The 25,816-nt window shown below is 66.9% G+C and carries 19 protein-coding genes and 1 pseudogene; 10 read left to right on the top strand and 10 right to left on the bottom strand.

From position 1 onward, the window contains the following. Window positions 1-7: 7 nt before the first annotated feature. The 9 genes from treS to QTI24_RS26190 all read left to right on the top strand — a co-directional run bounded on the left by treS (window position 8) and on the right by QTI24_RS26190 (window position 16,188). Window positions 8-3,334 carry a maltose alpha-D-glucosyltransferase gene (treS, locus tag QTI24_RS26230; protein ID WP_286604357.1) on the top strand — a complete coding sequence of 1,109 codons (3,327 nt, stop codon included), beginning with the start codon at window positions 8-10 and terminating at the stop codon, window positions 3,332-3,334. A 36-nt stretch (window positions 3,335-3,370) separates the two neighbouring features. Beyond that, the gene (locus QTI24_RS26225) at window positions 3,371-4,156 is read left to right on the top strand and encodes a mechanosensitive ion channel family protein (protein ID WP_286604356.1); all 786 of its coding nucleotides are present in this window, start codon (window positions 3,371-3,373) and stop codon (window positions 4,154-4,156) included. Continuing rightward, window positions 4,153-6,288, top strand: a complete 2,136-nt coding sequence (gene glgX, locus QTI24_RS26220) for a glycogen debranching protein GlgX (RefSeq protein ID WP_286604354.1) — start codon at window positions 4,153-4,155, stop codon at window positions 6,286-6,288. Before QTI24_RS26225 ends, glgX begins: the two co-directional genes overlap by 4 nt. Further along, entirely contained in the window at window positions 6,285-8,150 is a 1,866-nt protein-coding gene (gene treZ / locus QTI24_RS26215) for a malto-oligosyltrehalose trehalohydrolase (RefSeq protein WP_286604352.1), read from the top strand. The genes glgX and treZ overlap by 4 nt, the downstream gene beginning before the upstream one ends. Continuing rightward, window positions 8,143-13,218 carry a malto-oligosyltrehalose synthase gene (gene treY, locus QTI24_RS26210; RefSeq protein ID WP_286604351.1) on the top strand — a complete coding sequence of 1,692 codons (5,076 nt, stop codon included), beginning with the start codon at window positions 8,143-8,145 and terminating at the stop codon, window positions 13,216-13,218. The genes treZ and treY overlap by 8 nt, the downstream gene beginning before the upstream one ends. Before the next feature lie 117 nt (window positions 13,219-13,335). Then, on the top strand, window positions 13,336-13,773 hold the full coding sequence (locus tag QTI24_RS26205; protein ID WP_286604350.1) for a hypothetical protein: 438 nt from the start codon (window positions 13,336-13,338) through the stop codon (window positions 13,771-13,773). A 26-nt stretch (window positions 13,774-13,799) separates the two neighbouring features. Continuing rightward, window positions 13,800-14,957 carry a DUF3182 family protein gene (locus QTI24_RS26200; RefSeq protein ID WP_286604349.1) on the top strand — a complete coding sequence of 386 codons (1,158 nt, stop codon included), beginning with the start codon at window positions 13,800-13,802 and terminating at the stop codon, window positions 14,955-14,957. Further along, window positions 14,941-15,717, top strand: a complete 777-nt coding sequence (locus tag QTI24_RS26195) for an alpha/beta hydrolase family protein (protein WP_286604348.1) — start codon at window positions 14,941-14,943, stop codon at window positions 15,715-15,717. Before QTI24_RS26200 ends, QTI24_RS26195 begins: the two co-directional genes overlap by 17 nt. Before the next feature lie 120 nt (window positions 15,718-15,837). Beyond that, window positions 15,838-16,188, top strand: a complete 351-nt coding sequence (locus QTI24_RS26190) for a PRC-barrel domain-containing protein (protein ID WP_286604346.1) — start codon at window positions 15,838-15,840, stop codon at window positions 16,186-16,188. Window positions 16,189-16,274: 86 nt separating this feature from the next. On the opposite strand, the gene QTI24_RS26185 is transcribed toward QTI24_RS26190, so the two are convergent. Together QTI24_RS26185 and QTI24_RS26180 are read right to left on the bottom strand one after the other, a co-directional pair. Further along, on the bottom strand, window positions 16,275-16,655 hold the full coding sequence (locus QTI24_RS26185; RefSeq protein ID WP_286604345.1) for a response regulator: 381 nt from the start codon (window positions 16,653-16,655) through the stop codon (window positions 16,275-16,277). Between the two features lie 137 nt (window positions 16,656-16,792). After that, a complete protein-coding gene (locus QTI24_RS26180) occupies window positions 16,793-17,215 on the bottom strand; it encodes a GFA family protein (RefSeq protein WP_286604344.1) in 423 nt (140 codons plus the stop codon). An 81-nt stretch (window positions 17,216-17,296) separates the two neighbouring features. Between QTI24_RS26180 and QTI24_RS26175 the strand changes: the two genes are divergently transcribed. Continuing rightward, window positions 17,297-17,710: a winged helix-turn-helix transcriptional regulator gene (locus QTI24_RS26175; protein WP_286604343.1), complete on the top strand. Its 414-nt coding sequence runs from the start codon at window positions 17,297-17,299 to the stop codon at window positions 17,708-17,710. A 39-nt stretch (window positions 17,711-17,749) separates the two neighbouring features. Here QTI24_RS26175 and QTI24_RS26170 read toward each other — a convergent pair whose 3' ends face one another. From QTI24_RS26170 to QTI24_RS26135, 8 genes and pseudogenes are all read right to left on the bottom strand, one after another. Then, window positions 17,750-18,790 carry an adenylate/guanylate cyclase domain-containing protein gene (locus tag QTI24_RS26170; protein ID WP_286604342.1) on the bottom strand — a complete coding sequence of 347 codons (1,041 nt, stop codon included), beginning with the start codon at window positions 18,788-18,790 and terminating at the stop codon, window positions 17,750-17,752. A gap of 111 nt (window positions 18,791-18,901) precedes the next feature. Continuing rightward, window positions 18,902-19,693 carry a DUF899 domain-containing protein gene (locus QTI24_RS26165; RefSeq protein WP_286604341.1) on the bottom strand — a complete coding sequence of 264 codons (792 nt, stop codon included), beginning with the start codon at window positions 19,691-19,693 and terminating at the stop codon, window positions 18,902-18,904. Window positions 19,694-19,716: 23 nt separating this feature from the next. Next, window positions 19,717-20,388 carry a Vgb family protein gene (locus tag QTI24_RS26160; protein WP_286604340.1) on the bottom strand — a complete coding sequence of 224 codons (672 nt, stop codon included), beginning with the start codon at window positions 20,386-20,388 and terminating at the stop codon, window positions 19,717-19,719. A 52-nt stretch (window positions 20,389-20,440) separates the two neighbouring features. After that, window positions 20,441-21,661, bottom strand: a complete 1,221-nt coding sequence (locus tag QTI24_RS26155) for a helix-turn-helix domain-containing protein (protein WP_286604339.1) — start codon at window positions 21,659-21,661, stop codon at window positions 20,441-20,443. A 15-nt stretch (window positions 21,662-21,676) separates the two neighbouring features. Next, entirely contained in the window at window positions 21,677-22,102 is a 426-nt protein-coding gene (locus tag QTI24_RS26150) for a DUF4189 domain-containing protein (protein ID WP_286604338.1), read from the bottom strand. 85 nt (window positions 22,103-22,187) lie between these two features. Further along, the gene (flgL, locus tag QTI24_RS26145) at window positions 22,188-23,402 is read right to left on the bottom strand and encodes a flagellar hook-associated protein FlgL (RefSeq protein WP_286604337.1); all 1,215 of its coding nucleotides are present in this window, start codon (window positions 23,400-23,402) and stop codon (window positions 22,188-22,190) included. A gap of 38 nt (window positions 23,403-23,440) precedes the next feature. Beyond that, a complete protein-coding gene (gene flgK / locus QTI24_RS26140; RefSeq protein WP_286604335.1) occupies window positions 23,441-25,405 on the bottom strand; it encodes a flagellar hook-associated protein FlgK in 1,965 nt (654 codons plus the stop codon). A 116-nt stretch (window positions 25,406-25,521) separates the two neighbouring features. Further along, a pseudogene (locus QTI24_RS26135) lies at window positions 25,522-25,816 on the bottom strand (methyl-accepting chemotaxis protein); the annotation flags it as partial.

The raw sequence follows: 25,816 nt of genomic DNA, 5'->3' as shown, positions 1-25,816 counted from the left end.
CGTGCCGATGAACGCTCCCCTGCCCGCACTCGCGCTCGAAACCACAGAGATCGACACCTCGCACGACCCCACGTGGTACCGCGATGCGGTGATCTACCAGGTCAACGTCAAGGCCTTTGTCGATTCGAACGACGATGGCGTGGGTGACTTCAAGGGCCTGGCGACCAAGCTCGATTACGTCAAGGACCTGGGTGTCAACACCATCTGGCTGATGCCCTTCTATCCGTCGCCGCTGCGCGACGATGGCTACGACATTGCCGAATACGAGGACGTGCACAAGCAGTACGGCTCGCTCGACGACTTCCGCGAGATGCTCGAACAGGCCCATCGTCGCGATCTGCGCGTGATCACGGAACTGGTCATCAACCACACCTCCAGCGAGCATCCGTGGTTCCAGGCCGCGCGCGCGGCGCCGCCCGGCTCGGCGGAGCGCAACTTCTACGTGTGGAGCGACACCGACACGCTCTACACGGGCACGCGCATCATCTTCACCGACACCGAAAAATCCAACTGGACCTGGGACCCGGTCGCCAAGGCCTATTACTGGCACCGGTTCTTCAGTCACCAGCCGGACCTCAACTTCGACAACCCGCAGGTGCTCGAAGCCGTGTTCCGCACCATGCGCTTCTGGCTCGACATGGGCGTCGACGGCTTCCGGCTCGATGCGATTCCCTACCTGATCGAGCGCGACGGCACGACCAACGAGAACCTGCCGGAGACGCACGAGGTCATCAAGAAGTTGCGCGCCGCCATCGACGCCAACTACAAGAACCGCTTCCTGCTTGCCGAGGCCAACATGTGGCCCGAGGACGTGCGCGGCTATTTCGGCGAAGGCGACGAATGCCACATGGCCTATCACTTCCCGCTGATGCCGCGCATGTACATGGCGATCGCGCAGGAGGACCGCGACCCGATCGTCGAGATCATGCAGCAGACGCCCGACATTCCCGAGAACTGCCAGTGGGCCATCTTCCTGCGCAACCACGACGAGCTGACGCTGGAGATGGTGACCAACCGCGAGCGCGACTACATGTACACCACCTACGCGGCGGACATGCAGGCGCGCATCAATCTCGGCATTCGCCGCCGCCTTGCGCCGCTGATGGACAACGACAAGGACCGCATCAAGCTGATGAACAGCATGCTGCTGTCGATGCCGGGCTCGCCGATCATCTACTACGGCGACGAGATCGGCATGGGCGACAACGTGTTCGTCGGCGATCGCAACGGCGTGCGCACGCCGATGCAATGGAGTCCCGATCGCAACGCGGGATTCTCGCGCGCCGATCCGCAGCGCCTTTACCTGCAGCCCATCATGGACGCCATGTACGGCTACGAGGCCGTCAACGTCGAAGCCCAGTTGCGCGACAAGAGCTCGCTGCTGCACTGGACGCGCCGCATGCTCGCGGTGCGCAAGACCAGCCGGGCCTTCGGCCGCGGGCGACGCACCTTCCTCAAGCCCGGCAACCGCAAGATCCTCGCCTACCTGAGCGAGCATGACGGCGACGTGATCCTGTCGGTGTTCAACCTGTCGCGGGCTGCGCAGCCGGTCGAGCTGGACCTGTCGGCCTTCAAGGGCCGGGTGCCGGTCGAGATGCTGGGCCGCACCTCCTTCCCGCCCATCGGCGAGTTGCCTTACCTGCTGACGCTGACCTCGCACGGCTTCTACTGGTTCAAGCTCACCGACGAGGCGCCGATGCCGAGTTGGCACCAGGAAGGCGTGGCCCTGCTGGATCGCCCGGTGCTCGTCCTCTTCGACGGGTGGACCAGCATGTTCCGGGACCGCGTCGTGCCGTGGCGCATGGGTTTTGCCGACCGGCTGAGCAAGCAGTTCGAGACCGACACGCTGCCGCCGCACATCGAGGCCCAGCGCTGGTACGCGACCAAGGGATCGCAGATCAGCCGTGCGCAACTGGGCGACCACGCGGTCTGGGAAATCGACGGCCACAGCTGGATGCTGCCGCTGCTATCGCTGAAAGGGCCGCCCGAGCCAGCCACCTACTTCATGCCGCTGGCGCTCGCGTGGGAAGACACCGACGAGGAGCGCATGAAGGCGCTGCAGCCGGCCGCCATCGCCAAGGTGCGGCAGCAGGCGCATGTGGGCGTGATGGCCGATGCCTTCTTCGACGCGCCCTTCTGCCACGCGTTCGTGCGCGCAATCGTTCGCGAGACGCGGCTGCCCACGGCCGGCGGGCAACTGCACTTCCGGCCGACGGCGCTCGGGAGGGAATTTCCGATCGAGGTCGTCGACGAGCTGCCCGTGAGCGCGCCGAGTCCGGTCAGCAGCAACACGGTCGTCACGCTCGGCGAGACGCTGTTCCTCAAGGGCTATCGGCAACTGCGCGTGGGCGTCAATCCGGAACTGGAGATGGGCCGCTTCCTCACCGAGGACGCCGGCTTCGTGCATGGCGTGCCGATCGCAGGCGCGCTCGAATACACGGCCGCGGACGGCACCGTCATGACACTCGCCCTGCTCCAGGCCTATGTGCCGAACCAGGGCGACGGATGGGAATACACGCTGGCCTACCTGGAGCGCGTGCTGGGCGAGCTGCGCGACACCGACGGCAATCTGCCCCCCGACCCGCACGGCGCCTTCCTGGCGGTGATCCGCATCCTCGGCACGCGCACGGCCGAGCTGCACAACGCGCTCGGCCTGCGCACCGGCAACCCGGCCTTCGACCCCGAGCCGATGACCGGGGCCGACCTGCGCCATGCCCGCGAGACCGTTCGCGCCGAGGCTGCCGCCACGCTGCGCCAACTCGGCGAGGCCGACCTGTCTGCCCTGCCCGCCAGCGCGCGCGAGGATGCCGACCGGCTCCGCGGCATGAGCGCGGCGATCGACCGGTTCATCGACGACGTGCCGCTCGAAGGCAAGACCGCGTGGCGCACGCGCTTCCACGGCGACTACCACCTCGGCCAGGTGCTGCTGACGCGCAACGACTTCGTGATCATCGATTTCGAAGGCGAACCGGCCCGCCCGATCGAGGAGCGCCGCACCAAGCAGTCACCCCTGCGCGATGTCGCCGGCATGCTGCGCTCGTTCAACTACGCGCGATGGAGCGCCTTGCGGCGCGCCGCGCAGAACGCCGATGAACTGGTGCGCCTGGACACCGCCGCGCAGACCTGGGAACACGAGACGCGCGCCGCCTTCCTCGCCGGCTACAGCCAGGCCCTCGCACCGACGGCAGGAGCGGCCGATACGCAATTGCTGGAACTCTTCGAACTGGAGAAAGCGTTCTACGAACTGCGCTACGAACTGAACAACCGCATCGACTGGGCCCCCGTTCCGTTGACGGGCATCCTCGCCCTGATCGAGCGCACGGCGGTCCGCTGACGGCAACAACGCACACGCCATCCCGGGAGAATGTCCATGGAAAGCTTCTCGTTCCATCTCGAGCCTTTGCGCGCATTCCTGATCCAGGTCGGCGCGCTGTTGCCGCGGCTGCTGTTCGCCGCACTGGTCGTGCTCGTCGGCTGGCTGCTGGCCAAGGCGGTGCGCTTCACGGTGATTCGCGGGCTGCGCGCCATCAACTTCCACGTGCTCACCGAGCGCTCGGGCATCGACAATTTCCTGCGCCAGGGCGGCATGGTGTCGGATTCAACCGTCGTCTTCGGCGCACTGGCCTACTGGCTGGTGATCCTGATCTCGCTCGTCATCGCGTTCAACGGCCTCGGCCTGAGCTACGTGACGGACCTGCTCGGGCGGGTGATGTGGTTCGTGCCGAATGTCTTCGTGGCGCTGATGGTGCTGGTCTTCGGCGCCTACTTCGCCAAGTTCGTCGGCGATGCGGTGATCACCTACGGGCGCAACGCCGGCGTGCAAGACGCTTTGCTGCTCGGCAAGGTGGCGCAGTACGCGATCCTGCTCTTCGTGGTGCTCATCGCGCTCGACCAGATCAAGGTCGGCGGCGACATCGTGCGGCAGAGCTTCCTCATCATCCTCGCGGGCATCGTCTTCGCGCTGGCGCTGGCCTTCGGGCTTGCGGGCAAGGACTGGGCCGCCCGGCGCATCGAGGAGTGGTGGCCGCGGGATCGGGAGCGGCCGCCACGCACCGGTCCGCGCGACCCGGCCGCGCGCGAGCAGCCACCCGCTGCGCGCCCGCACGTGAGCGCCTGGCCGGCGCGCGGCACCGACCGTGACCGCCCGCATCCGTGACGAAGCACAACAACCACGCTCGCCTGGAGGCCGTCTGGCCCGGGCGGCCGTACCCGCTCGGCGCGACGTGGGACGGCCAGGGCGTGAACTTCGCGATCTTCTCGAAGCATGCCGAGAAGGCTGAACTGTGCCTGTTCGACGACAAGGGCCGGCACGAACGCCAGCGCATCCCACTGCGCGAGCGCACCAACGACGTATGGCACTGCTACCTGCCCGAAGCCCGGCCGGGCATGGCCTACGGCTACCGCATGCATGGGCGCTACAAGCCCGAGGAAGGCCACCGGTTCAATCCACACAAGCTGCTGCTCGACCCTTATGCCAAGGACCTGATCGGCGAGTTGCGCTGGAGCGATGCGCTCTACGGCTATTCGGTCGGCAGCAAGCGCCAGGATCTCTCCTTCGACCGCCGCGACAGCGCCGCGTTCATGCCCAAGGGCCGCGTGCTCGAAACCGCCTTCACCTGGGGCGAGGACCGGCGGCCCGAGGTGCCCTGGCAGGACATGGTGATCTACGAGATGCACGTGCGCGGCTTCACGATGCGGCACCCCGGTATCCCCGAGCACCTGCGCGGCACTTACGCGGCGCTCGGCTGCGCGCCAGTCATCGACTACCTGCAGCGCCTGGGCGTGACCACGCTGGAGTTGTTGCCGGTGCATGCCTTTCTGAACGACCGGCACCTGGCCGACAAGGGCCTGCAGAACTACTGGGGCTACAACACGCTGGGCTACTTCGCGCCGGAGGTGCGCTACAGCGCCTCGGGCAAGGTGAAGGAGTTCAAGACCATGGTCAAGACCCTGCACTCCGCCGGCATCGAAGTCATCCTCGACGTGGTCTACAACCACACCTGCGAAGGCAACCACCTCGGCCCGACGCTCTCCATGCGCGGCGTGGACAACGCCTCCTACTACATCGCCAACGCCGCGCAGCCGCGCTACTACGACGACTTCACCGGCTGCGGCAACACCGTCAACCTCGAACAGCCTCGCGCGCTCCAGCTCGTGATGGATTCGCTGCGCTACTGGGCCGAAGAGATGCACGTCGACGGCTTCCGCTTCGACCTGGCCTCGGCGCTCGCGCGCGAAGCGGGCAAGGTGGAGAACCTCGGCGGCTTCTTCGACGCGATCCGCCAGGACCCGACGCTCAACCGCGTCAAGCTCATCGCGGAGCCCTGGGATCTGGGCCACGGCGGCTACCAGGTCGGCAACTTTCCGCCCGGCTGGGCCGAGTGGAACGACCGCTACCGCGACGGCATCCGCGGCTGGTGGAAGGGTGACGCAGGCGTCGCCGGCGATGTCGCGCACCGGCTCTCGGGGTCGCAGGATCTCTACGGCTGGTCCGGCAAGGGGCCGCATGCCAGCATCAACTTCGTGACCGCGCACGACGGGTTCACCTTGCACGACCTGGTCTCCTTCAACGAGAAGCACAACGAGGCGAACGGCGAGGACAACCGCGACGGCAACGACAACAACCTCTCGTGGAACTGCGGCGCCGAAGGACCGACGGACGACGCCGAGGTCAACGCGTTGCGCGAGCGTCAGAAGCGCAACTTCCTCGCGACGCTGCTGCTGTCGCAAGGCGTGCCGATGCTGCTGGCGGGCGACGAGCGGGGACACACGCAACGCGGCAACAACAACGTCTACTGCCAGGACAACGAGTTGACGTGGCTGGACTGGACGCCCTCGCCCGAAGCCGATTCGCTGCGGGATTTCGTGACCCTGCTGATCCGCACGCGGCGGCTTCATCCCTCGTTCAGGCGCCGCAGTTTTTTTCGAGGTCAACCCGCGGGCGACGGCGAGACCAAGGACGTGGAGTGGGTGCGCCCCGATGGCAACGAAATGACGCCGCCGGACTGGGGCGAGCACGTGCGCTGCCTGGGCATGATGTTCTCGGGCACCGGCATCATCGATGTGGGGCCGCATGGCGAATCGCTGCAGGACGACGATTTCCTGCTGCTGCTCAATGCCTATCACGAGCCGCTGCCCTTCACCCTGCCCTCACGCCCCGACGATCGCTGGACCCGGCAGATCGACACGGCGCGGGAGAACTCGCTGTCGCTGCTGCTCACCGAAGCGACGTATCTGCTGCAAGGCCGCTCGCTGGCGCTGCTGCGGCGCAGTCTCGTCACACCATGAAGCACATCCATTCGATGCCCTTCGGCGCGGAGTTGCTCGAAGGCGGCGGCGTTCGCTTCCGCATCTGGGCGCCGGATGTGCCGACGGTCACCCTCGAATGGCTGCACGGCGAGAGGTGGAAACCGTTCACCATGCGGTGCGACGCTGAGGGCTGGCATGAGCACGTGATCGGCGAAGCCACCGCCGGCGACCGCTACCGCTACCGGATGCCTGACGGCCTCCGGGTGCCGGACCCGGCATCGCGCTTCAATCCGGACGACGTCCACGGCCCGAGCGAAGTGATCGACCCGCGTGCCCACGAATGGACAGACGACCCTTGGACCGGGCGCCCATGGAAGGAGGCCGTGATCTACGAAATGCATCTCGGCACCTTCACGCCCGAGGGCACCCTGGCCGCGGCCGCCCAGCGGCTGCCCCGACTCGCGTCGCTGGGCATCACGGTGATCGAATTGATGCCGCTGGCCGACTTCCCTGGCAGCCGCAACTGGGGCTACGACGGTGTGCTCCCCTTCGCGCCCGATGCCAGCTACGGCACGCCGGCCGACCTCAAGGCCTTCGTCGACGCTGCGCACGGGCTGCGGCTGATGGTGCTGATCGACGTCGTCTACAACCACTTCGGCCCCGAAGGCAACTACCTGCATGCCTACTGCCCCCAATTCTTCAACCCCGCGCACCAGACGCCCTGGGGCGCGGCGATCAACTTCGACGGCGCGCATTCGCGGACCGTGCGGGACTTCTTCGTGCACAACGCCCTGTACTGGGTCGAGGAATACCGCTTCGACGGCCTGCGCATGGACGCCATCCATGCCATTCGAGACACCTCCACGCCGTCGATCGTCGAGGAAGTCTGCGCCGCGCTGCGTCACGGACCGGGCCGGCACCGCCAGGTGCACGTCGTTCTGGAGAACGACCTCAACGAAGCCCACCGGCTGGAGCGCGACGATGAAGAATCGCCGCTCGCCGGCACCGCGCAATGGAACGACGACCTGCACCATGCCGCGCACGTGCTGCTGACGGGGGAAGCCGACGGCTACTACGCGGACTACGCGCAGCGGCCGCTGGAGCAGTTCGGACTCGCGCTGGCGCAGGGCTTCATCTATACGGGCCAACCGTCCAGGTTTCGCGGCGGGGCGCCGCGCGGGGAGCCTTGCGATCACCTTCCGTTGGCTGCCTTCGTGTCCTTCCTGCAGACCCATGACCAGATAGGCAATCGCGCTACGGGGGATCGCATCGACGCGCTGGCCGACCCCGCGCTCCTGATGGCGGCGCGCGCGTGCGTGCTGCTCTCGCCGCACACGCCGATGCTGTTCATGGGCGAGGAGTACGCCGCTTCGACGCCCTTTCAGTACTTCTGCGATTTCGGACCTGAACTGGCCGCCGCCGTGACGGCCGGCCGGCGCGAGGAGTTCGGCGGCTTCGATGCCTTCGCGGGTGGCGCGGCGGAGCCGGAGATCCCGGACCCGAACAGCGAGGCGACTTTCGCCGCATCGAAGCTCGACGAATCCGAGCGGGTCCTGCCCGCCCATGCCGAGGTGCTCCGGCAGGTGCGCACGTTGCTCCAGTTGCGGCAAGCCGAACTGGTGCCCCGCTTCGGAGCCGACACCCGCATCCACCAGTGGTCGTGCGAGGGCGATGCGCTTCGCATGGTCTGGCAGCTCGGCGAAGCACATGATGGCGATGCGGCTTCGCCCGCGTTCCTGCATGTGGTGGCCAATCTCGGCAAGGCCGAGGCCGAGGTGGCGTGGCCTCCGGGGAGAGTCATCCACATGATGGGCGCAAGAGAGAGCGCAGCTGAGGGCACCACGCTCTCGCTGCCGTCGGGCGGCCTGTGCGCTTGCCTTGAAGAGGCGCAGGATGCATGAGAGCGCAACGCCATCCGACAGCGAGGCGGACGCGCTTGGCCGGCTGTGCGCGCGCTACGGTATCTCGACCGAGTATGTCGACGCGTTCGGCCGCCGGCACGCCCTCACCCCCGGAGCGCTCGCTGCGCTGCTCTGCGATGCGGACTTCGTGCCACGCGACATGGACTTCGCGGCGGCCGAAGCGGCTGCCGAACGCAACGCGTGGCGACGGCCCCTTCCGCCGGTCCAGGTGGTGGCCACGGACTCGGAATCGTTCTCCGTCGACGTCCGCCTGCCTGCACGGGTCGAGCATTTCAAGTGGCGCCTGGTCGACGAGAGCGGCGCCTTCCATGAAGGCGCCGTCGAGACGGGACGGCTCCACGCCGCACAGCGCACGCGAATCGACGGGGACGACTACGCGCTCTACCACCTTCCTCTCGCACTGCCGCTGCCCGAGGGCTATCACCGGCTCAGCATCGTCACCCTGCCCGGCGAAACCCTCGTCATCTGCGCGCCGGCCCAGTGCCATCAACCCGCCGCGCTCCAAGGCGATGCGCGGGCCTGGGGGTTCACGCTGCAGCTGCACGGGCTTCGCTCGGCCCGCAACTGGGGCATCGGCGATTTCACCGACCTGGCGGACTTCGTCGAGCATGCAGCCCGTCAGGGCGCCGATGTGGTGGGCCTCAATCCGCTGCACGCGCTCTTCCCACACAACCCCGCGCACGCGAGTCCGTACAGCCCTTCGTCGCGTGCGCAACTGAACATCCTTTACATCGACGTCGAGACGGTGAAGGACTTCAACGACTGCGCGCAGGCGCAGGAGCGCGTACGCTCCACCGCCTTCCAGACGAGGCTTGCGAAGCTCCGGTCCGAACCGCTGCTGGACCATGCGGGCGTGGCGGCCGCCAAGCACGAGGTGCTCGACCTGCTGTATCGTCGCTTCCGCGAGCGGGACGAAGCCGACCCCGAGGTCCGCGCGTTCGCCCGGTTTCGCGAGCACGGCGATCAGGCGCTGCACCAGCATGCCTTGTTCGAAGCGCTGCAGGCGCACTTCCACGAGGCCGATCCGAACGTCTGGGGTTGGCCCACCTGGCCGGAGGAATTCCGCGATCCGTCGTCTGCGGCCGTGCGGCATTTCGCGCACGAGCACATCGAGCGCATCGGCTACTTCGAATACCTCCAGTGGCAGGCGGCGCGTCAGCTCGAAACGGCAGGCGCGCGCTGCGCCGCCCTGGGCATGGGCCTGGGCCTCTACCTGGACCTGGCGGTGTCGGTCGATCGCGCGGGTTCCGATGCGTGGCGCCACAGGATGAGCTTTGCCCTGAATGCCCGCGTCGGCGCGCCACCGGACGCCTTCAACCTCGAAGGCCAGGATTGGGGCCTGCCGCCGCTTCGCCCCGACCGGCTGCGCGAGTCGCAGTACGCGGTCTTTATCGAGTCGCTGCGGACCAACATGCGCGGCGCGGGCGCGATTCGCATCGACCACGTGATGATGCTGATGCGCCTCTTCTGGATTTCCGCCAAAGGCACGCCGCGCGACGGCGCCTACGTGCACTACCCGCTCGACGAACTGTTCGCGATCCTCGCGCTGGAGAGCCAGCGTCACCGCTGTCTGGTGATCGGCGAAGACCTCGGCACCGTCCCCGAGACGATGCGCGAGACGCTGCGCCGCTTCGGCGTGCTGTCGTACCGGCTGCTGTATTTCGAGCGCAACGCGGACGGCGGGTTTCGCGCTCCCGCCGACTATCCGCGCGAGGCCGTCGCGGCGGTCAGCACGCACGACCTGGCGACGTTGGCCGGGTGGTGGAGCGGACGTGACCTGTACACGCGCCGGGACCTCGGTCTGATGGCTGACGCCGGGGCTTTCGAACAGCAGCTTCACGAGCGCCATCACGAGCGCCGCCTGCTGGCCGAAGCGATGGCTCGGCAGGACCCGCACCTGAAGCTCGATCCGACGCAGTCGTTCCTCGACGCTCCGGCCATCGCGGCCGTGCACGGCTATCTGGCGGCCGCGCCGTCGAAAGTCATGATGGTGCAGCTCGAAGATGCTCTCGGCGAGGTCGAACAACCCAACCTGCCGGGCACCACTTACCAGCATCCCAACTGGCGGCGCAAGTACACGCAGCCCGTGGAAGCGCTGTGGCGCAACGAGACGATGCAGCAGGTGTGCGCCGCACTCGCCCGCGTTCGGCCGCATGTCGAAGCGCAGGCGGAGGCCCGCACGGGTCGGGGCCGACCTTCGCGCATCCCTCGCGCCACCTACCGGCTTCAGTTCCACAGCGCTTTCGGCTTCGACGACGCGGCACGCATCGTTCCCTATCTCGCGACGCTGGGCATCAGCCACGTGTACTGCTCCCCGATCCACCGCGCGCGACCGGGCAGCATGCATGGCTACGACGTGGTCTCGCATGACGAAGTCAATCCCGAGCTGGGCGGAATGCCAGCATTCGAGCGCTTCACTCGCGCACTGAAGCAGCACGGCATGAGCCAGCTCATCGACCTGGTGCCCAACCACATGGGGGTGCTCGGCACGGACAATCTCTGGTGGATGGACGTGCTCGAAAACGGCATGGCTTCCCGGCACGCGATGCACTTTGACATCCAGTGGCAGTCGCCAACGCCGGGACTTTCGGGCAAGGTACTCCTGCCGGTGCTCGGCGACCACTATGGCAACGTTCTGGAACGGGGCGAACTGCAAGTGCGGTGGATGGCCGATGCGGGGGAATTCGCTGTCTGCTATTTCGACCATCGTTTTCCGTTGTCGATCAAGACCTGTTCCGCCGTTCTGGACCGCGCAGCAGCCTCCCTGTGCGACGATGAAGCGAAGCGGGGGCTGGCCGACATGGCCGCCGCACTCCGCGAACTGCCTTCCGTGCAGCGCAGCGATGACGAAGCATGGGCGGCAAGCACCGGGGAAAGGGAGCGGCTCAAGTCGCAACTCGCCACGCTGGCCGCCGGATGGCCCGCGGTCGCGCACGCCCTGGGAGAAGCCGTCGAAGCGCTGAACGCGTCCGCGCAACGCAACGCGCTCCACGATCTGCTGGAGGCGCAGGCCTATCGCCTCGCCTACTGGCGCACGGCCGCCGACGAGATCAACTACCGCCGCTTCTTCGACGTCAATGAACTCGCCGCGCTGCGCACCGAGCGCAAGGACGTGTTCGAAGCCACGCACGCCCTGGCGCTGGAGCTGGCCGCGCGCGGCTCGGTCGATGGCCTTCGCATCGATCATCCCGACGGTCTGCAGGATCCGGCGCAGTACTTCGAGCGCCTGCAGGATGGCTTCTGCGAGCGGCGGGGCACGCTCCCGCGATCGGTCGATGCGCAGGGGCGCCCCGAGCGGCCCCTCTACGTGGTGGCCGAAAAGATCGCTGCGCCACACGAGGACGTGCCGGTCTCGTGGGCCGTGCACGGCACCACCGGTTATCGCTTTGCCAACGTGGCCAATGCCGTGCTCGTCGAGCATCGCTCGGCGCGCCGCCTCGCACGGATCTGGCGCGGCTTCACCGGCATGACGCAGAGCTTCCACGAGGTGGTCTACGCCGCGAAACGCGAAGTCGCAAGTGGAACGCTGGCGTCGGATCTCGAAGTGCTCGCCATCGCCTTGCTGGGCATCGCAAAGAGCAACCGCCGCACGCGCGACTACACCCTCAACACGCTGCGGGAATTGATCGCGACCGTCGCTGCCTGCTTCACCGTGTACCGCACCTACAACGCCGAGGAAGCGAGCCCGCAGGACATCCACTACGTCGATCAGGCGATCGACGCGGCGCGCGAGCGGCTGAACCTGCCCGATGCCACGGTCTTCGACTTCGTTCGCGCGGCGCTTCTCGGCCGCCCTCCGGGTCACGCCACCCCGGAGACGGCGCGGGACACCGTGGCCTTCGCGCGGCGCTTCCAGCAGTTCAGCGCGCCCGTCGCTGCCAAGGGGGTGGAGGACACGGCCTTCTACCGCTACTTCCCCTTGAGTTCGCTCAACGAGGTGGGCGGCGAGCCGGACTGCATCGGCATGACCCGCGCAGAATTCCATGAAGCCTCGGGGGACCGTCAGCGCCGATGGCCGAACACAATGCTGGCGACCTCCACGCACGACAACAAGCGCTCGGAGGATGTGCGGCTGCGCATCGACGTGCTGTCGGAATGTCCCGGGCTCTGGCGCCTGGCGCTGCGGCGCTGGCGCGCGCTCAATGCCCCGCTGCGGGGGGCGGTGACGGCGGCACACGAGTACCTGCTCTACCAGACCGTGCTGGGCACGATGGCGGCCTTCGACGAAGGCCCGGCGGCGCACGAATCCTACGTGACGCGAATCGTGAACTACATGCTGAAGGCCGCGCGCGAAGGCAAGGTGGGGACGAGCTGGATTCGCCCCGACGCCGCGTACGAGGAAGCGCTGGAGCATTTCGTGCGCGGCGTGCTCGCGCCAGACGGGCCGGCCCTGCCGGACCTGCGCCGCGCGGCGGCTCGCGTGGATCACTACGGGTCGCTCAATGGCATCAGCCTGACGCTGCTCAAGTACTGCTCGCCTGGCGTGCCGGATATCTACCAGGGTTGCGAACTCATCGACCGCAGCCTCGTGGACCCCGACAACCGCCGTGCGGTCGACTACGACCTGCGCCTGCGGCGGCTTCAGGAATTGCATGCGCTCGCCGCCGCACCGGATCTGGAGGCGACGGTGGCCGGGCTCGCCGCCGCGGCGCCGGACGGTCGCGCCAAGCTCTGGATCATTGGCCGCTTGCTGGCGCTGCGCCGGCAGGACCCTGAACTGTTCCGCGACGGCAGCTACGAGGCGCTCGAAGTACGGGGCGCGCGCGAGCGACACCTGCTGGCGTTCATGCGGCGCCATCACGGCCGCGTGCTCGTGGTCATCGTCATGCGCCTGTTCGCCACGCTCGACAGGGACGGCACCCGGCTGTCTCCGCTTTCCACCGATTGGGCCGACACCGAAGTCCTGATGCCTGCGGGGGAAAGCGCATGGCACTTCGAGGACTGCATCACCGGCACGTCCCACACCGTCATCGGCCATCGGCTTGCCGTGGCGCCCCTGCTTCGCGCGTTTCCGGGTGCCGCGCTCGTTGCGCGCGACGCCCGCTGATCACGGCATCAAATCCGACGCCGGAATCTTGCGGCGCAGGCGCCGGGCCATCCGGGAAGCGCTCTCGCCTTCTCTTGATCGATCGTCCTACGCCAGCCGGCCGAGGATGGCGTTGTGATGCGCGCCATCATGGGCGCCGCACCACGACAAATCCTTCGGCTTCTGCAAGCCACGGCATTCGCGCGCATCCAGTGCGAGTGCATTCGCCTGTCGAAGGCTGCGAGCCCCGAGCGCTTCAATTACCAGCGTCGCATCGAGGTCTGCACACGGGAGTTGGGGTTCCTCGAGTACACCCTGACCTCCGATGAAAGGTCGGCGGTGCGGCTCGAACGCGCCCTGTTCCTGCGGCTCCTCCTGGCGAGCGCACCGCAGCGCCTGGCTTCCTGGAGCGACAAGGAAACGCTGGACGAGATGCCGGCGTCCCATCTCTTCGAATGGGTGTCGCACGATGAGGAGCGCATGGAACTCGCCGAAATCGAGAACGCCATGACGCCGCAAGAGAAGGTGCGGTACGCCCGTGCGCGCATTCACCTCGCTTCGCAAAGTCCGAGTTGACAACGTTTTCTTCACGAGGGCCCGACATGACAAGCTTGCAGAACGAGACCCCTCTCTTCGACTCACTGGGCTCGCCCGGCACCGGGGAGGCCGGCTACGTCATGGAATGGGTCATCGACCCGACCAACTACTGTAGCGAGCACGAACTGATCACGCGCCGTGCCTTGGCCGAGCGCCTCGCCGGCCTGATGGGCATGCAGTATTTCGGCCCGGTGAGCCGTCGTCCGCCGCCGGCGGGGCCGCTGTACTTCATACCGAGCGACACGGTGGAGGGGCACCGCGCGCAGGCGATCGGCATCCGCAGGGAGAGCGATTTCTTCGGCGGGGCAGTGCCCTTCGCCTACGTCGCGACCAAGGCCATCACCCACCCGCTCCACGATAAAGACGCGGCGGGTCCACGGAATTGGGTGGAATCCTTCGCCCCGCGAATCGGCAAGTGCGTGCTGCCTGGCTATTCAGCGTTCAGCGAGGGCGATGCGCGCCGTGCGGGCCGGGCGCTCCTGCGCGACGGCGACGTGCGCGTGAAGCCGGTGCGTGCCACCGGTGGCAACGGCCAGACCGTCGTGCACGATGCGGTATCGCTCGACCGCACCCTCGCCGGCGTGCCCCACATCGACGTCGACGGCGTGGTGCTCGAACGCAATCTCCGGGAGCCTCGCACGCTCAGCGTCGGGCAGGTGAAGGTGGGCGCGCTGACGGTGAGCTACTACGGCCTGCAGCGGCTGACCCGCAACCATCGCGGTCAGTTGGTTTACGGCGGCTCCGACCTGACGGCCGTGCGCGGCGGCTTCGATGCGCTCGACGCCATGGATCTGAAGCCATCGCTGCGCCTAGCCATCGAACAGGCCGCGGTCTATCACGCCGCAGTGGTCGAGAGCTACCCGGGCTTCATGGCATCGCGCATTAACTACGACGTGGCCCAGGGCCCCGACGATGCGGGGCAGTGGTGCTCGGGCGTGCTGGAACAGTCCTGGCGCGTGGGCGGTGCGACCGGTGCGGAAGTGGCGGCGCTGGAAGTCTTCAAGAGCCAGCCGGAGCGCTCGCTGGTGCGCGCGTCCTGCTTCGAGGTCTTCGGTGAGACGAATCTTCCGCCGGGCGCCTGCGTCAACTACAGCGGCCACGACCCGGACGTGGGCCGGCTCACGAAATACAGCTTTGTCGAAGCGCATGCCGACGCGACATAAACAGGTCGACATCGCCGTCGACGGGCAACACATCGACGGCACGCTGGTGGCGGCATCCAACTCCGTGCCTGGCGTGCTGCTCGTGCACGGCTGGGACGGCAGCCAGGAGCAATACAAGGCACGCGCTCACGAGATCGCTGCGCTGGGCTGTGTCTGCCTCACCTTCGACCTGCGCGGGCATGCCCGCCACGCCGCGCAGCGGCAATCGGTGAGCCGCGAGGAAAACCTGCGCGATGTGCTCGCGGCGTACGACGTGCTGGTTCACCATCCGACAGTGGACCCGGAATCGATCGCGATCGTCGGAAGCAGCTATGGCGGCTACCTGGCGGCCATCGCCACCACGCTCCGGCCGGTCCGATGGCTGGCGCTGCGCGTTCCGGCCCTCTACCGGGACTCCGAATGGGAGGTGCCCAAGGGCAGCCTGAGCCGCAGCGATCTCGCGGAGTACCGGAGGTCGCTTGTGGAACCGCCGGAGAACCGGGCGTTGGCCGCCTGCGCACAGTTCCGCGGGGATGCCCTGATCGTCGAATCGGAGCACGACAAGACCGTGCCGCATCCCGTGATCGAGAGCTACCTCGCAGCCCTCAAGCACGTCAGGTCGGTGACCTACCGCTGCATTGCGGGCGCGGACCACGCGCTGTCCGACGAACGAAGCCGGCAGGCCTACGGCATGCTGCTGGTGTCGTGGATGACCGAGATGACCCTTGGCGCCCGGGCCGCGAGCGGCTTGCTGCGGCCAGCGCCGAGCAGTCCCGCGTAGAAGGGCCAGATCGCCATGGGCCAGCGCAGGCCTACATCTCGAGGGCGTCCATCCTGATCACGGCGCGATGTGCGGGGCGCGATACAGGGGTTGTCTTATCAACTCACACAGGAGCATTCAATGACTACCGCAACCACCAGCAACGTCATCTCGTCCGAGCGCGTCGAAGGCACGACCGTCTACAACCAGGCCGGCGACAAGCTGGGGTCGATCGACGATCTCATGATCGACAAGATGTCCGGCCAGGTGCGCTACGCCGTTCTCGAATTCGGCGGCTTCCTCGGTATCGGCACGGACCGCTATCCGCTGCCCTGGAACATGCTCAAGTACGACACGTCCATGGACGGCTATGTGGTCCCGCTGGACAAGAACGTGCTCGAAGGCGCGCCGCGCTATGCGCAGGAGCAGGTGCCGGACTACACGACCGACTACAGCCGCCGCGTGAATGACTACTACGGAGTCACCTGGTAACAGGCAGGTACGGATGGCCAGGCGCCCATCGCTCTGGCCTTTTCGGCTTCAGATCATCGAGCTGCCGTTCGCATGAGGACGAGTTCTCACGATGGGCTGCGATGCCGACTCAGGCAGTACTCGAAAAACTCCTCAAGTTCCGTGGACTTGTCGAACACGCGATCGGCGCCTGCCTCCATGCACGCGATGCGCGTTGCCTGCGTCGGATAGTTCGTGAGCACGACCACGCGCTGGCTGGGCTTGCGCCCGTTGCACCACCGGACGACGCCGGCGCCGGTCCCTTGCTTCAGGAAAAAGTCGACGACGGCGAGGTCCCACTGGCCCTTGTGACTCGCCAGCCAGCCGATCGCTTCGTCCTCGGACTCCGCCGTGGCTGTCACGCTCGCGGATCCGAGATCCGCGAGGGCCGGAATCAAGTTGTCGCGAATCTTCTGGTTGTCTTCGACGAGAAAAACTGAGATCGGCATGTCAAATCCCGCTTCTTGTTAGATCTCAGCCTAGGGCGCGGAGTCAAAAAGTCAGTGAGTGCTCATGCCACTTCAAAGTAGGAGGGTATCGACGCAGATGAGATTCATTCAGCCGCTCGTCTGCCCGAAACGAGCTCTCACATCAGCCGGGTATCGGCTGGTGGCCGATCGAGCTGGTCATGCGCGTTGTCGATGAAGTTCAATGGCGCGCGCACCAGCTGTTCCCTGTCCACATCGTCCACGGTGGGCACATGAATCGCATAGAAGCGCCCGCCCAGTTGCGCCAGTTCGCCGGTGGCGTAAAGCCGTATCCCGCATCGCGAACAGAACCGGTATGTGAGACCGGACTCGGCCCGGCCGGGCGGCACCCACCGATAGGTGCTGAGCACGTCGTCGCCCGCGAGCAGCTTGAACTTGTCGCCTCGCACGAAAAGGAACCACGCACGTGCCTTGCTGCAAAGTGAGCAATTGCAACGATTGCTCCCCGCGGCCATGTCGAACTCCGCTTCGTACTGCACCGCCTGGCAGTGGCAGCTGCCGTGATATCGCCGGTAGGTCATGGTTTCCTCGACTGGTTGCAAATCAAGACCGGTATTCTGGGCAAACCGCTTGCAAATTGCAACCGGTATAAAATCAATTCGATGAAACACGACGACCGATCGACATGCCCCATCAGCACTGGGCTGGAGCTCTTGGGTGATCGCTGGACACTGCTCGTCATCCGCGACCTGATGTTCGCGGGCAAGCGCCATTTCCGCGAGTTCCTGCAGTCCGAAGAGGCGATTTCGAGCAACGTGCTGGCGGACCGACTCAACTCGCTGGTCGAGAGTGGCATCGTGACGAAGAACGGGGATCCCACACACGCTCAGAAGGCCGTCTACAGCCTGACCGAGAAGGGGCTGGAACTACTGCCGGTGCTGGTGGCAATGAGCGCGTGGACCCAGAAGCATTTTCCCAAGACGCGCCGGCCCGAAGCCGTGCAACTCGTGCAGGGGGGAATCAAGTTTCTGAAGCAACTCGAAAGGAGACTTCGGCTGGAACACGGCATCTCGTGATTTGCGATGTCGCACATCCGCAGCCTCGTCGCACGGCTTTCATGCGCTCTTCAAAGCGCTCCTGTCCGAATGTTCGACGCAGAACGCATGGATGGGCTCGATTCGTCCGCGCAGCGCCAGCGCGCCAAGGTCGTGGGTACGGATTTCGGGCGGCGGACCCAGGGAGGCGAGCGCTTCCGCCGATGCGATGAAGAAGCATCCGACTTCGCGGGTCGCCTGCTCGAGGCGCCCGGTCGTGTTCATGACGTCGCCGTGGAAGACGATCGCACGGCGCACCTGGCCGACCTCGCCGGCGATGACCTCGCCCAGATGCAGGGCCGCACGCAGCTCCGGTTGCACGCCAAAGCGTTGGACAAACCGGTTCGCGTCCGCGGCGAGCGCCGCGCGAATCGCGAAGAAGCAGCGCAACGCCCGCGCATCGGCAACGCCGTCGGCCTCGACCCAGGTGATGACGATCTCGTCACCGACGTATTGGTAGATTTCGCCGCGGCACAGCTCGATCGGTTCGGCGACTGCCGAAAACACCGCGGCGAGGAAGCGATGTGCCTCCAGCGCCCCGAGCCGCTCGGCGATCGCGGTCGAGCCCACCACGTCGACGAAGAGGAAGAAGCGTCGCTCGGCGTAGGGCCGGCGATACTTTCCAAGCAGAAGAGCCACGAACGTGCGGTAGCCGACGAGGCCCGCGGCCTGAAACATCATCACCACGACGGCAACGGGCACGAGCGAGAGGCAAACCGCAATCAGCCAGGTGCGCGCGTCATAGACGGTAACGACGCCCAACAAGCGCTCTCCCGGCTGGCCGGCGAGGACCGCCCCTGCGATCGCGCCGTAGACAAGCGTCTTCAGGATGAACACCGCAGCGAATGGCAGCGCGTCGAGCCATCGCATCGAAGCGCGAGTCAGCAGGAAGATCTCGATGCCGGCGATCCATGAAGCCGTGAGCAGGGCGTCCATGACACCAATCGGTATGGAGATCAGCAGGGAGCCGAGCAGCGCGCGAGCGCCCGGTCCGGCAATCGCGACGGCGTAGAGTGCACCGACGCCCGCACCGATGACCGCGGCCATGCGCATGATGCGCATGAAGCGCCGCAGTCGGTCGCGCGTGACGGCGGAAAGTGTGGCAATCATCTGCCCTCGAGTCTAAGGGCGCCACTGCCCTTGGACCGCCGCCCGCTCCCGTCGACCTGCCCGTCAGACGTGCGTACTGCAGCACGCGCCGAGCACCGCAGGCTTCGTCTTCGCAATGGGCGCCTGCTCGTAGCGATCGTGGTGGCGCACCCAATCCATGGCGTAGAGCGGGTTGTCCTCGATGCGGCCGCGGGGCGTGAGATCGAGCAGGCTGTAGGTCCCCATCATCACTTCCACGCCGCGCCCGTAGGTCGAGTAGGTGCGAAAGACTTCGCCCGCTTCGCTCCTGTAGAACACGCTGATCCCCGGTGCTTCCTCGCTCGGGAAGGGCTGCATGTCGAAGTTGTAGTAGACCTCGTCCCTGGCCAACTCGTCCTGCGTGAAGCTCACGCCGAAGTCGTGGTTGAAGTCGGTGCCGTACGAGGACACCCACTTGAACTGCCAGCCCATGCGCCGCCGAAAGGCTTCGATCTCGGGCAGCGGCGCGCGCGAGACGGCCATCAGCGTGACGTCGCGGTGCTCGAGGTGCACTTTCATGCCGTCGACGTGATCCGCCATGTACGAGCAGCTCTTGCAGCCCTCCTCCCACCCCGGGCCGAGCATGAAGTGCTGCACCAGCAACTGGCGGCGGCCTTCGAACAGGTTGGCGAGCGTGCTCCAGCCCTCGGGTGTGTCGAAGACGTACTCCTTCTCGATGCGCACCCACGGCAACGCCCGGCGCTCGTGGGCGACCTGGTCGTGCATGCGCGTCAGTTCCTTCTCGCGCGCCAGCAGCGCCTTGCGCTCGGCGACCCATCGGTCCATCGACACGACGGGATGGTCCACTGTGCCGGCTTCGGCCATGGCGGTGTTCATGGTGTGCTCCTTGTGGTGCGCGTTCACGATCCGGCCTTGGGACGACGCACGGCGCGGACCTTGCCGCTGCCTCCGCCGCCGCAATAGAAGAGGTCCGCCCCATCGGATTCGAGCCCGCTGATGCCGATGCCGGTCGGCATCTCCAGCCTTTCGAGCACGGCGCCGCTCTCGGGGTTGACGCGGCGGATTTCGCTCTCATCCCCTTCCCAGGTCGCGTGCCACAGTTCGCCGTCGACCCAGGTCACGCCGGTGACGAAACGGTTGGATTCGATGGTGCGCCTGACCGCGCCGGTGTCGGGATCGATCTGGTGGATCTTGCGATCGCGGTACTCCCCTACCCACAGGCTGCCCTCGGCCCAGGTCAGCCCCGAGTCGGAGCCATGGCCCGGCGCCGGGATCGACGACACGACCTTGCCGGTGGCGGGATCGATCTTGTCGATGCGCGCCTCGGCGATCTGGTAGAGGTACGTGCCGTCGAAGGCGGTACCGGCGTCGCAGGCAAGGTCTAGCGAGCGCGTGGGCTCGCCGCTCCCGGGGTCGAAAGCGACCAACCGGGCTCCGGTGGCGACCCAGACTCTTTGCCCGTCGTGGGTCACGCCATGGATCCGATCGGCGCCGTCGAACGGGCCGTATTCGCGAACGATTTCGGCCGCACGCGGCTTCGTCTGGGGTCTGTCGAGTGTCTTGCTGGTCATCGTTGGCTCCTGAAGCGCGACTCGAGCCTCGGAATGGGCCCGCGAGACAACTCTATTCAATCGGCAGCGATGCGGGGAGTAACAAGATCGTCGTGAATCCCCCCAGCGGCGGCGACAGCCAGCGTTGCGCCCGCGCTCGCCCGACGGAGCGCACGCGCCCGTCGGCCTCCAACTCGGCGAGCGCGCGCTGCACGGTACGCTGGCTCGCTTCCAATGCCAGCGCCAGGGCTGAGGTCGACCATGCCGCGCCGTCGGAAAGCAGCGCCACCAGCGAGGCCTGGTCGCCGTCGATGGGTGGCACCAGCACGGCGACGCGACGCTCGCGGCCCGGCCTGAGGACGAAGCCGCGCGCAGTGGCCTCGATCTGCGCAAGCGGCTTGACGAGCGCGCGCAGCCGGCCGATCTCGACCCGCAGGCGTGCCCGGTGGGTCTCATCGGGATCGCGGGTCCGGAACGCGCATGCAATCAGTGCTTCGCGATCGACGTCGCCGGGCCACGCTTCGGCGAGCGCGCGCACCAGTGCGAACAGCACCGGACGGCGCGCCAGCGACTGCCACATGTCGCCGACACGCAATCCACGGCGGCAGGCGTCGATCACCAGAGTGTCCGAGGCCAGGAGCGCCGCGACCTCGTCGAGGCGCAGCGCCTGCTCCCCGTCGGCGGAAAGACATCGGGCGGCGGGACGGTCGAATGCGGATCGCGCCTCCGCGACCTCGGCCAGCAGCGCCGGCACGCGGGCACGATGAGCGGCCTCGTGCGCACGGGCGAGCGCCGCCTGTGCCGGGCCGGTGCGCAGCGAGCGCAACGCCAGCTCGGCAGCGCTGAGTTCTGCCACTGCCGCCAGCGCCGGCGGCAGCCCCTCCGTATCGAGGCCGGCCAGCGCGGCCCCTGCCTCATCGAGGCGACCGAGCAGCAGGAGTCGGCGTGCAGCGATCAGCCGCGCCTGCAGCGCATTGGCGTGGTCGGCGTGTGCCTCCATCGTGGCGACGGCCGCGGCCAGCGAGCGCGGCGAGCCGCCCAGCTCGCGCATGGCCAGCGCCACCTCCGCCTCGGCGACCACGCAGCGGGCACGCGACAGTTCCTCGTGCGCGCCGAAGCCGCTGGCGGCCCGCCGCAGCAACTCGCGTGCGCGCGGATGCTCGCCGAGCTGGGCCATGGCGATGCCGCGCAGGGCCAGCGCGGGCGGGTCTTCGCGCAGGGCGACGCGCTTGAGGGCACCGAGGGCGTCGCCGGCAGCGAGCGCGCGCGCGGAAGCGGCGATCAATGAGTCCATGACGACAGGCTACCCTCAGGGCGGCGAGCAGACGCTGACGACGACCTTGCAAGGCTCCGTGGGCAGATGGAGATCGCACTGCCCGACGGCCGCTTGGCCCGCAGCCTTGGCCGTCGCAGCGGTAGCCGTCGCCCATTCGCCGTAGTTGCCTGCGGCCAGCGCGCCGCAAGAGCGATCGAAGTAGGCCCGCACCTCGCATGTGCCATCGCGACGCGCCGCGCGATCGCATTGGGCGCGCGCCGCCCGCTCCGCCGCGCTGCGCGACGCGTGGTTGTACGAGTAGCCATACCAGCCCGCCCGGGACGCGATCGCACCCCAGCTAGGGTTGCGCTCATCCGTCGGTGCGGCCCCTGCGCCCATCGGAGTCAATGCGCACCAAATAGCGAGACCGGCCACCACGCGGGTTGAGCCCGCACCTGTCAACGAATCGAAGAATGGCATGTCGCACATTCTCGATCCTCTGCGTCCTCATCCGCGAGAGGCCGGGCGCATGCACCCGAAGACTTCCAGGCTTGCATGCAATTGATTACAGGTAGTTGAACAACGCGATCGAGTTCAGCTTCGTGAAGGTGAGCTGCGTCGCCTGCAGCGACGACTGCCTCTGATAGAACTCCGAGATCGCGGCCACGGGGTCCAGGTCCTGGATGGCCGACAGATAGCTCTTGTCCATCAGGTCGCGCGTCTCGCCGCTGTCGTCGAGCGCGTCGAGTTCGTTCATGCGCGAACCCACCGATGACTTGATCGTGAGCACGTTGTCATGCGCATTGGTTACCTTGACGTTGGCCGTGCTCAAGGCGTTCAGCAGTTTGGCCTTGCCTTCCTCACCGGCACCGGTCAGGGGAGTACGCAACGCGGTGACCAGCTCGCCGATGGAAGCAAAGATGTCGGCGCCGGCATTCCTGGCGGTGGTGACGTTGAAGGTGTCGCCAGCCGCCGGCGTGCCGGTGACGCTGATCTGCAAGCCGCCGAAGGAGATCGGCTCGCCCGCGACGAAGGCGCCGGTGGCTGTCACGACGGGCGGCGTGTCGTTGGTGGCGACCGAGTAGTTGCCGACCGCATCGAAGCTGATCTGGAAGTCCTTGCCGAAGTTCGGATCGGTCGCATCGGCCACGCCGACCGAGCTGAACACGCCCGAGCCCGTGTTGACGGCGCCGCCCGCAGTCACGTAGCCCGCCGAGCCCTGCACCGACTGGAACACCGAGCGGCCATCGTCGGAGGTCGAGATCTGCCGTGCGACGTCGACCTGCATGAGGCGCTGACCCTGGTCGCCCAGGTACTGGATGCCGCCCCCGGCTTGCACGGCAAAGGGCGCGTTGGCGCTCTTGTAGCCGGCGAACAGGAACTGGCCGTTGCCATCGTCGGAGTTGGCAAGGCCCACGAGCTGGTCCAGATTGCTCTGGATGGTGGTCGCCAGCGCGGCACGGTCGGCATCCGACAGCGTGCCGTTGCCGGCCTGCACGGTCAGCGTCTTGATGTTCTGCAGGATGGAGGTCACGCCGTCGAGCGCGGATTCTTCCCGCGTGAGGGACAGCATGGCGCGGTCGCGGCTGGTGGCGTACTGGGCCGATTCGGCCAGCGTCTCGCTGACGCCGAGCGCCCGCGCGGCGCCGACCGGATCGTCGCCGGCGGTGAGGAACTTGGTCCCGGCCGACAGCTTCTGTTGCACCTGGAAGAGGTTTTGCTGCTGCAGGCCCATCGCGCTGATGCTCTGCTCGTAGAAAGAACTGGTGCTGATGCGCATCGCGGCTCCTTGAGTTCGGGTGTGGGTTTGGGTGGAGGTCAGCTGCGGATGCCGAGGATCGCGTCGAAGATGGTCGAAGCGGTCTGGATCACCTTGGCATTCGCTTGGTACATCTGCTGGTACATGAGCAGGTTGGCGGTTTCCTCGTCCTGATTGACGCCGGAGATCGACTGCTGGCTCGCCTTGATCTGACCGGTCACGCTGTCCTGCGTGGTGGCCGCGACCTTGATCTCCATCGCGCGGTTGCCGACCTGGCTCACCAGCTGCGAATACGCACCGTTGAAGGTCGTGGTGCCGCCGCCCACCGTGGCCTTGCGCTGCAGCGCGCCGAGCAGCAGCGCATTGCTGCCATCGGACACGCCGCCGGTGTTCTTGCCGATGGTGAAGGTGTCACCGGTCGCCGGGGCACCGCTCAGACTGACGTTGATGCCGTCGAAGCTGATCCTGGCGCCTGCCGTGTAGGGCACGGGCGTGCCGGCCGCGTAGTTGCTGACGGTGCCGTCGGCCAGCGTCACGGTGATGGCGGAACTCGCGGGGAATCCCGACAGCGTGTTGGTCGCGCCGTCGAAGCTCAGCGTCACGTTCGCCGCCAGCGGCGAAGCCGGGTAGGCCGAATCGATGGTTGCCTTGCCGAGCGCGCCGCTGCCCTGGTTGCCGTTCTTGTTGCCGGTGATGACCGGCGATGCGGCGGCGACCTTGGCGGGATCGAGCACCGTCACCTCCATGTCGCGCGCGCCGGTGCGCGTCGGCTGGATCAGGAAAGTGTCGCCCGACTGGGCCGTGCCGCTGGCGGCGGAGACGGTCACGCCGTCGAAACTGACCGGAAAATCGGTGTCGTCATAGGAGCCGATCACCTGCTTGTCCGAGAGCCGCGTGACGACGTACTTCGGCGTGCCGGTCTGCACTTCCACCGAGTAGTCGCTGGTCGTGAGCTGGTTGGCATCGGAGATGGCGCTGGTCAGCACCATGTTGCCGGCGTTCCTGGCGTTCGAGAAGATGCCCGGCGCGGCCGTCGTGAAGAAGTCCTTTCCGAGCGCACCATTCAGGTCGACACCCAGCTGGTGCTGGTCATTGAACGCACTGGCGAGCGCGATCGACAGCCGGCCGATCGCGTTCTGCGTCGGAATGAGCGTCTGGGCGCGAAAGGACATCAGGCCGCCGAGCGAACCGCCGTTGAGGACGTCGTCCTTGAGTTCCGACACATTGCCTGCCAGCCCGACGAGGGCCACCGCCGTGCGCGTCGGATCGGCCGAGGATGGCACGGCCTTCATCGTCGCGGCCCGGTCGCCCACGACGAGGGACTGGCCGCTACCGATGAAGACGTTGTACTTGCCGTTGTCCTGCTCCAGCACCTTGACGTCCACGATCTGGCTCAGCTCGCTCACGAGCTGGTCGCGCTGGTCCAGCAGGTCGTTCGGCGGCTGGCCGCCGGCCACGGCGCTCATCATGCCGATCTGCTGGTTGAGGCTGGCGATCTTGCCGGCGTAGGTGTTGATCTGCTCGACGCTGCCCGAGATCTGGTCATTGACCGACTCGTTGAGGTCGGAGAGGTACTGGTCGGTCGAGCGGAACTTGCTCGACAGTGATTGCGCCGAGCTGATGAGCTGCTGGCGCGCTGCCGAGTCGGCCGGCGTGTTGGCAACGCCCTGCACCGCCGTGAAGAAGTTCTGCATCAACGGGCTCAGGCCGGCGGTCTTGTCGGCCAGGAGCGAATCGATGCGGTTGATTTGGGTGCCGTACGAGGCCAGCGCCGCCGAGGTCGACTGGGCCGAGGCGAGTTGCGCGGTGAGATAGCGGTCGTAGCTGCGCGTGACCGTGGTCACGCGCGCGCCGCTGCCGATGTAGCCGGAGCCCGAGCTGATGGCCGAGTTGGTCGAGACCTGGGCCACCTGGCGACTGTAGCCCGCGGTGTACACATTGGCCGTGTTGTGGGCCGTGGTCACGAGCGCGGTGCGCGCGACGCCGAGACCGCTCAGGCCGGTGAAGAACAAGTTTCCTGACATGTGGCTTTGCCTGTATGGGGTGTTGGGTGCGGCATCGTGTCGATGCCTGCATGTGTTCTTTGTTCTTTATCGGCCGCAGGTGCTGAAAGTTGAAGGCCGAGGGCGTCCTGGCACTGTCAGGCGGAGACGGTGCGCGCCTTCTTCCCCCGCTGCACGGTCGGTCCCCCGGCGCGCGACCTCGGCACCTGCCGGCGCACGGCCGGCATCGGCGTGATCCGCGTCAACGATTCGTCGTCGCCGCCGAGCCTGAAGATGCTGACGGCGTCGACGAGACTGCCCGCCTGTTCCTGCAGCGATGCGGCGGCAGCGGCGGCTTCTTCCACCAGTGCCGCGTTCTGCTGCGTGACCTGGTCCATCTGCGTGATCGCCTGGTTGATCTGCTCGATGCCCGAGGTCTGTTCCTGGCTCGCC

Source organism: Variovorax sp. J22P240 (assembly GCF_030316855.1).
Taxonomy (GTDB): domain Bacteria; phylum Pseudomonadota; class Gammaproteobacteria; order Burkholderiales; family Burkholderiaceae_C; genus Variovorax.
The sequence above is the reverse complement of the archived record's forward strand: the minus strand, read 5'-3'. Positions and strand labels throughout refer to the sequence as shown.

What these genes read in the sequence shown, in the direction of transcription:
- flgK (WP_286604335.1), bottom strand. Translation starts at nt 25,405, where the DNA reads ATGTCAGGAAACTTGTTCTTCACCGGCCTGAGCGGTCTCGGCGTCGCG.
- QTI24_RS26155 (WP_286604339.1), bottom strand. Translation starts at nt 21,661, where the DNA reads ATGGACTCATTGATCGCCGCTTCCGCGCGCGCGCTCGCTGCCGGCGAC.
- QTI24_RS26190 (WP_286604346.1), top strand. Translation starts at nt 15,838, where the DNA reads ATGACTACCGCAACCACCAGCAACGTCATCTCGTCCGAGCGCGTCGAA.
- QTI24_RS26225 (WP_286604356.1), top strand. Translation starts at nt 3,371, where the DNA reads ATGGAAAGCTTCTCGTTCCATCTCGAGCCTTTGCGCGCATTCCTGATC.
- QTI24_RS26205 (WP_286604350.1), top strand. Translation starts at nt 13,336, where the DNA reads ATGCGCGCCATCATGGGCGCCGCACCACGACAAATCCTTCGGCTTCTG.
- QTI24_RS26170 (WP_286604342.1), bottom strand. Translation starts at nt 18,790, where the DNA reads ATGCGCATCATGCGCATGGCCGCGGTCATCGGTGCGGGCGTCGGTGCA.
- QTI24_RS26150 (WP_286604338.1), bottom strand. Translation starts at nt 22,102, where the DNA reads ATGCCATTCTTCGATTCGTTGACAGGTGCGGGCTCAACCCGCGTGGTG.
- treS (WP_286604357.1), top strand. Translation starts at nt 8, where the DNA reads ATGAACGCTCCCCTGCCCGCACTCGCGCTCGAAACCACAGAGATCGAC.
- QTI24_RS26185 (WP_286604345.1), bottom strand. Translation starts at nt 16,655, where the DNA reads ATGCCGATCTCAGTTTTTCTCGTCGAAGACAACCAGAAGATTCGCGAC.
- QTI24_RS26160 (WP_286604340.1), bottom strand. Translation starts at nt 20,388, where the DNA reads ATGACCAGCAAGACACTCGACAGACCCCAGACGAAGCCGCGTGCGGCC.
- QTI24_RS26165 (WP_286604341.1), bottom strand. Translation starts at nt 19,693, where the DNA reads ATGAACACCGCCATGGCCGAAGCCGGCACAGTGGACCATCCCGTCGTG.
- QTI24_RS26175 (WP_286604343.1), top strand. Translation starts at nt 17,297, where the DNA reads ATGAAACACGACGACCGATCGACATGCCCCATCAGCACTGGGCTGGAG.
- flgL (WP_286604337.1), bottom strand. Translation starts at nt 23,402, where the DNA reads ATGCGCATCAGCACCAGTTCTTTCTACGAGCAGAGCATCAGCGCGATG.
- QTI24_RS26195 (WP_286604348.1), top strand. Translation starts at nt 14,941, where the DNA reads ATGCCGACGCGACATAAACAGGTCGACATCGCCGTCGACGGGCAACAC.
- QTI24_RS26200 (WP_286604349.1), top strand. Translation starts at nt 13,800, where the DNA reads ATGACAAGCTTGCAGAACGAGACCCCTCTCTTCGACTCACTGGGCTCG.
- treY (WP_286604351.1), top strand. Translation starts at nt 8,143, where the DNA reads ATGCATGAGAGCGCAACGCCATCCGACAGCGAGGCGGACGCGCTTGGC.
- QTI24_RS26180 (WP_286604344.1), bottom strand. Translation starts at nt 17,215, where the DNA reads ATGACCTACCGGCGATATCACGGCAGCTGCCACTGCCAGGCGGTGCAG.
- treZ (WP_286604352.1), top strand. Translation starts at nt 6,285, where the DNA reads ATGAAGCACATCCATTCGATGCCCTTCGGCGCGGAGTTGCTCGAAGGC.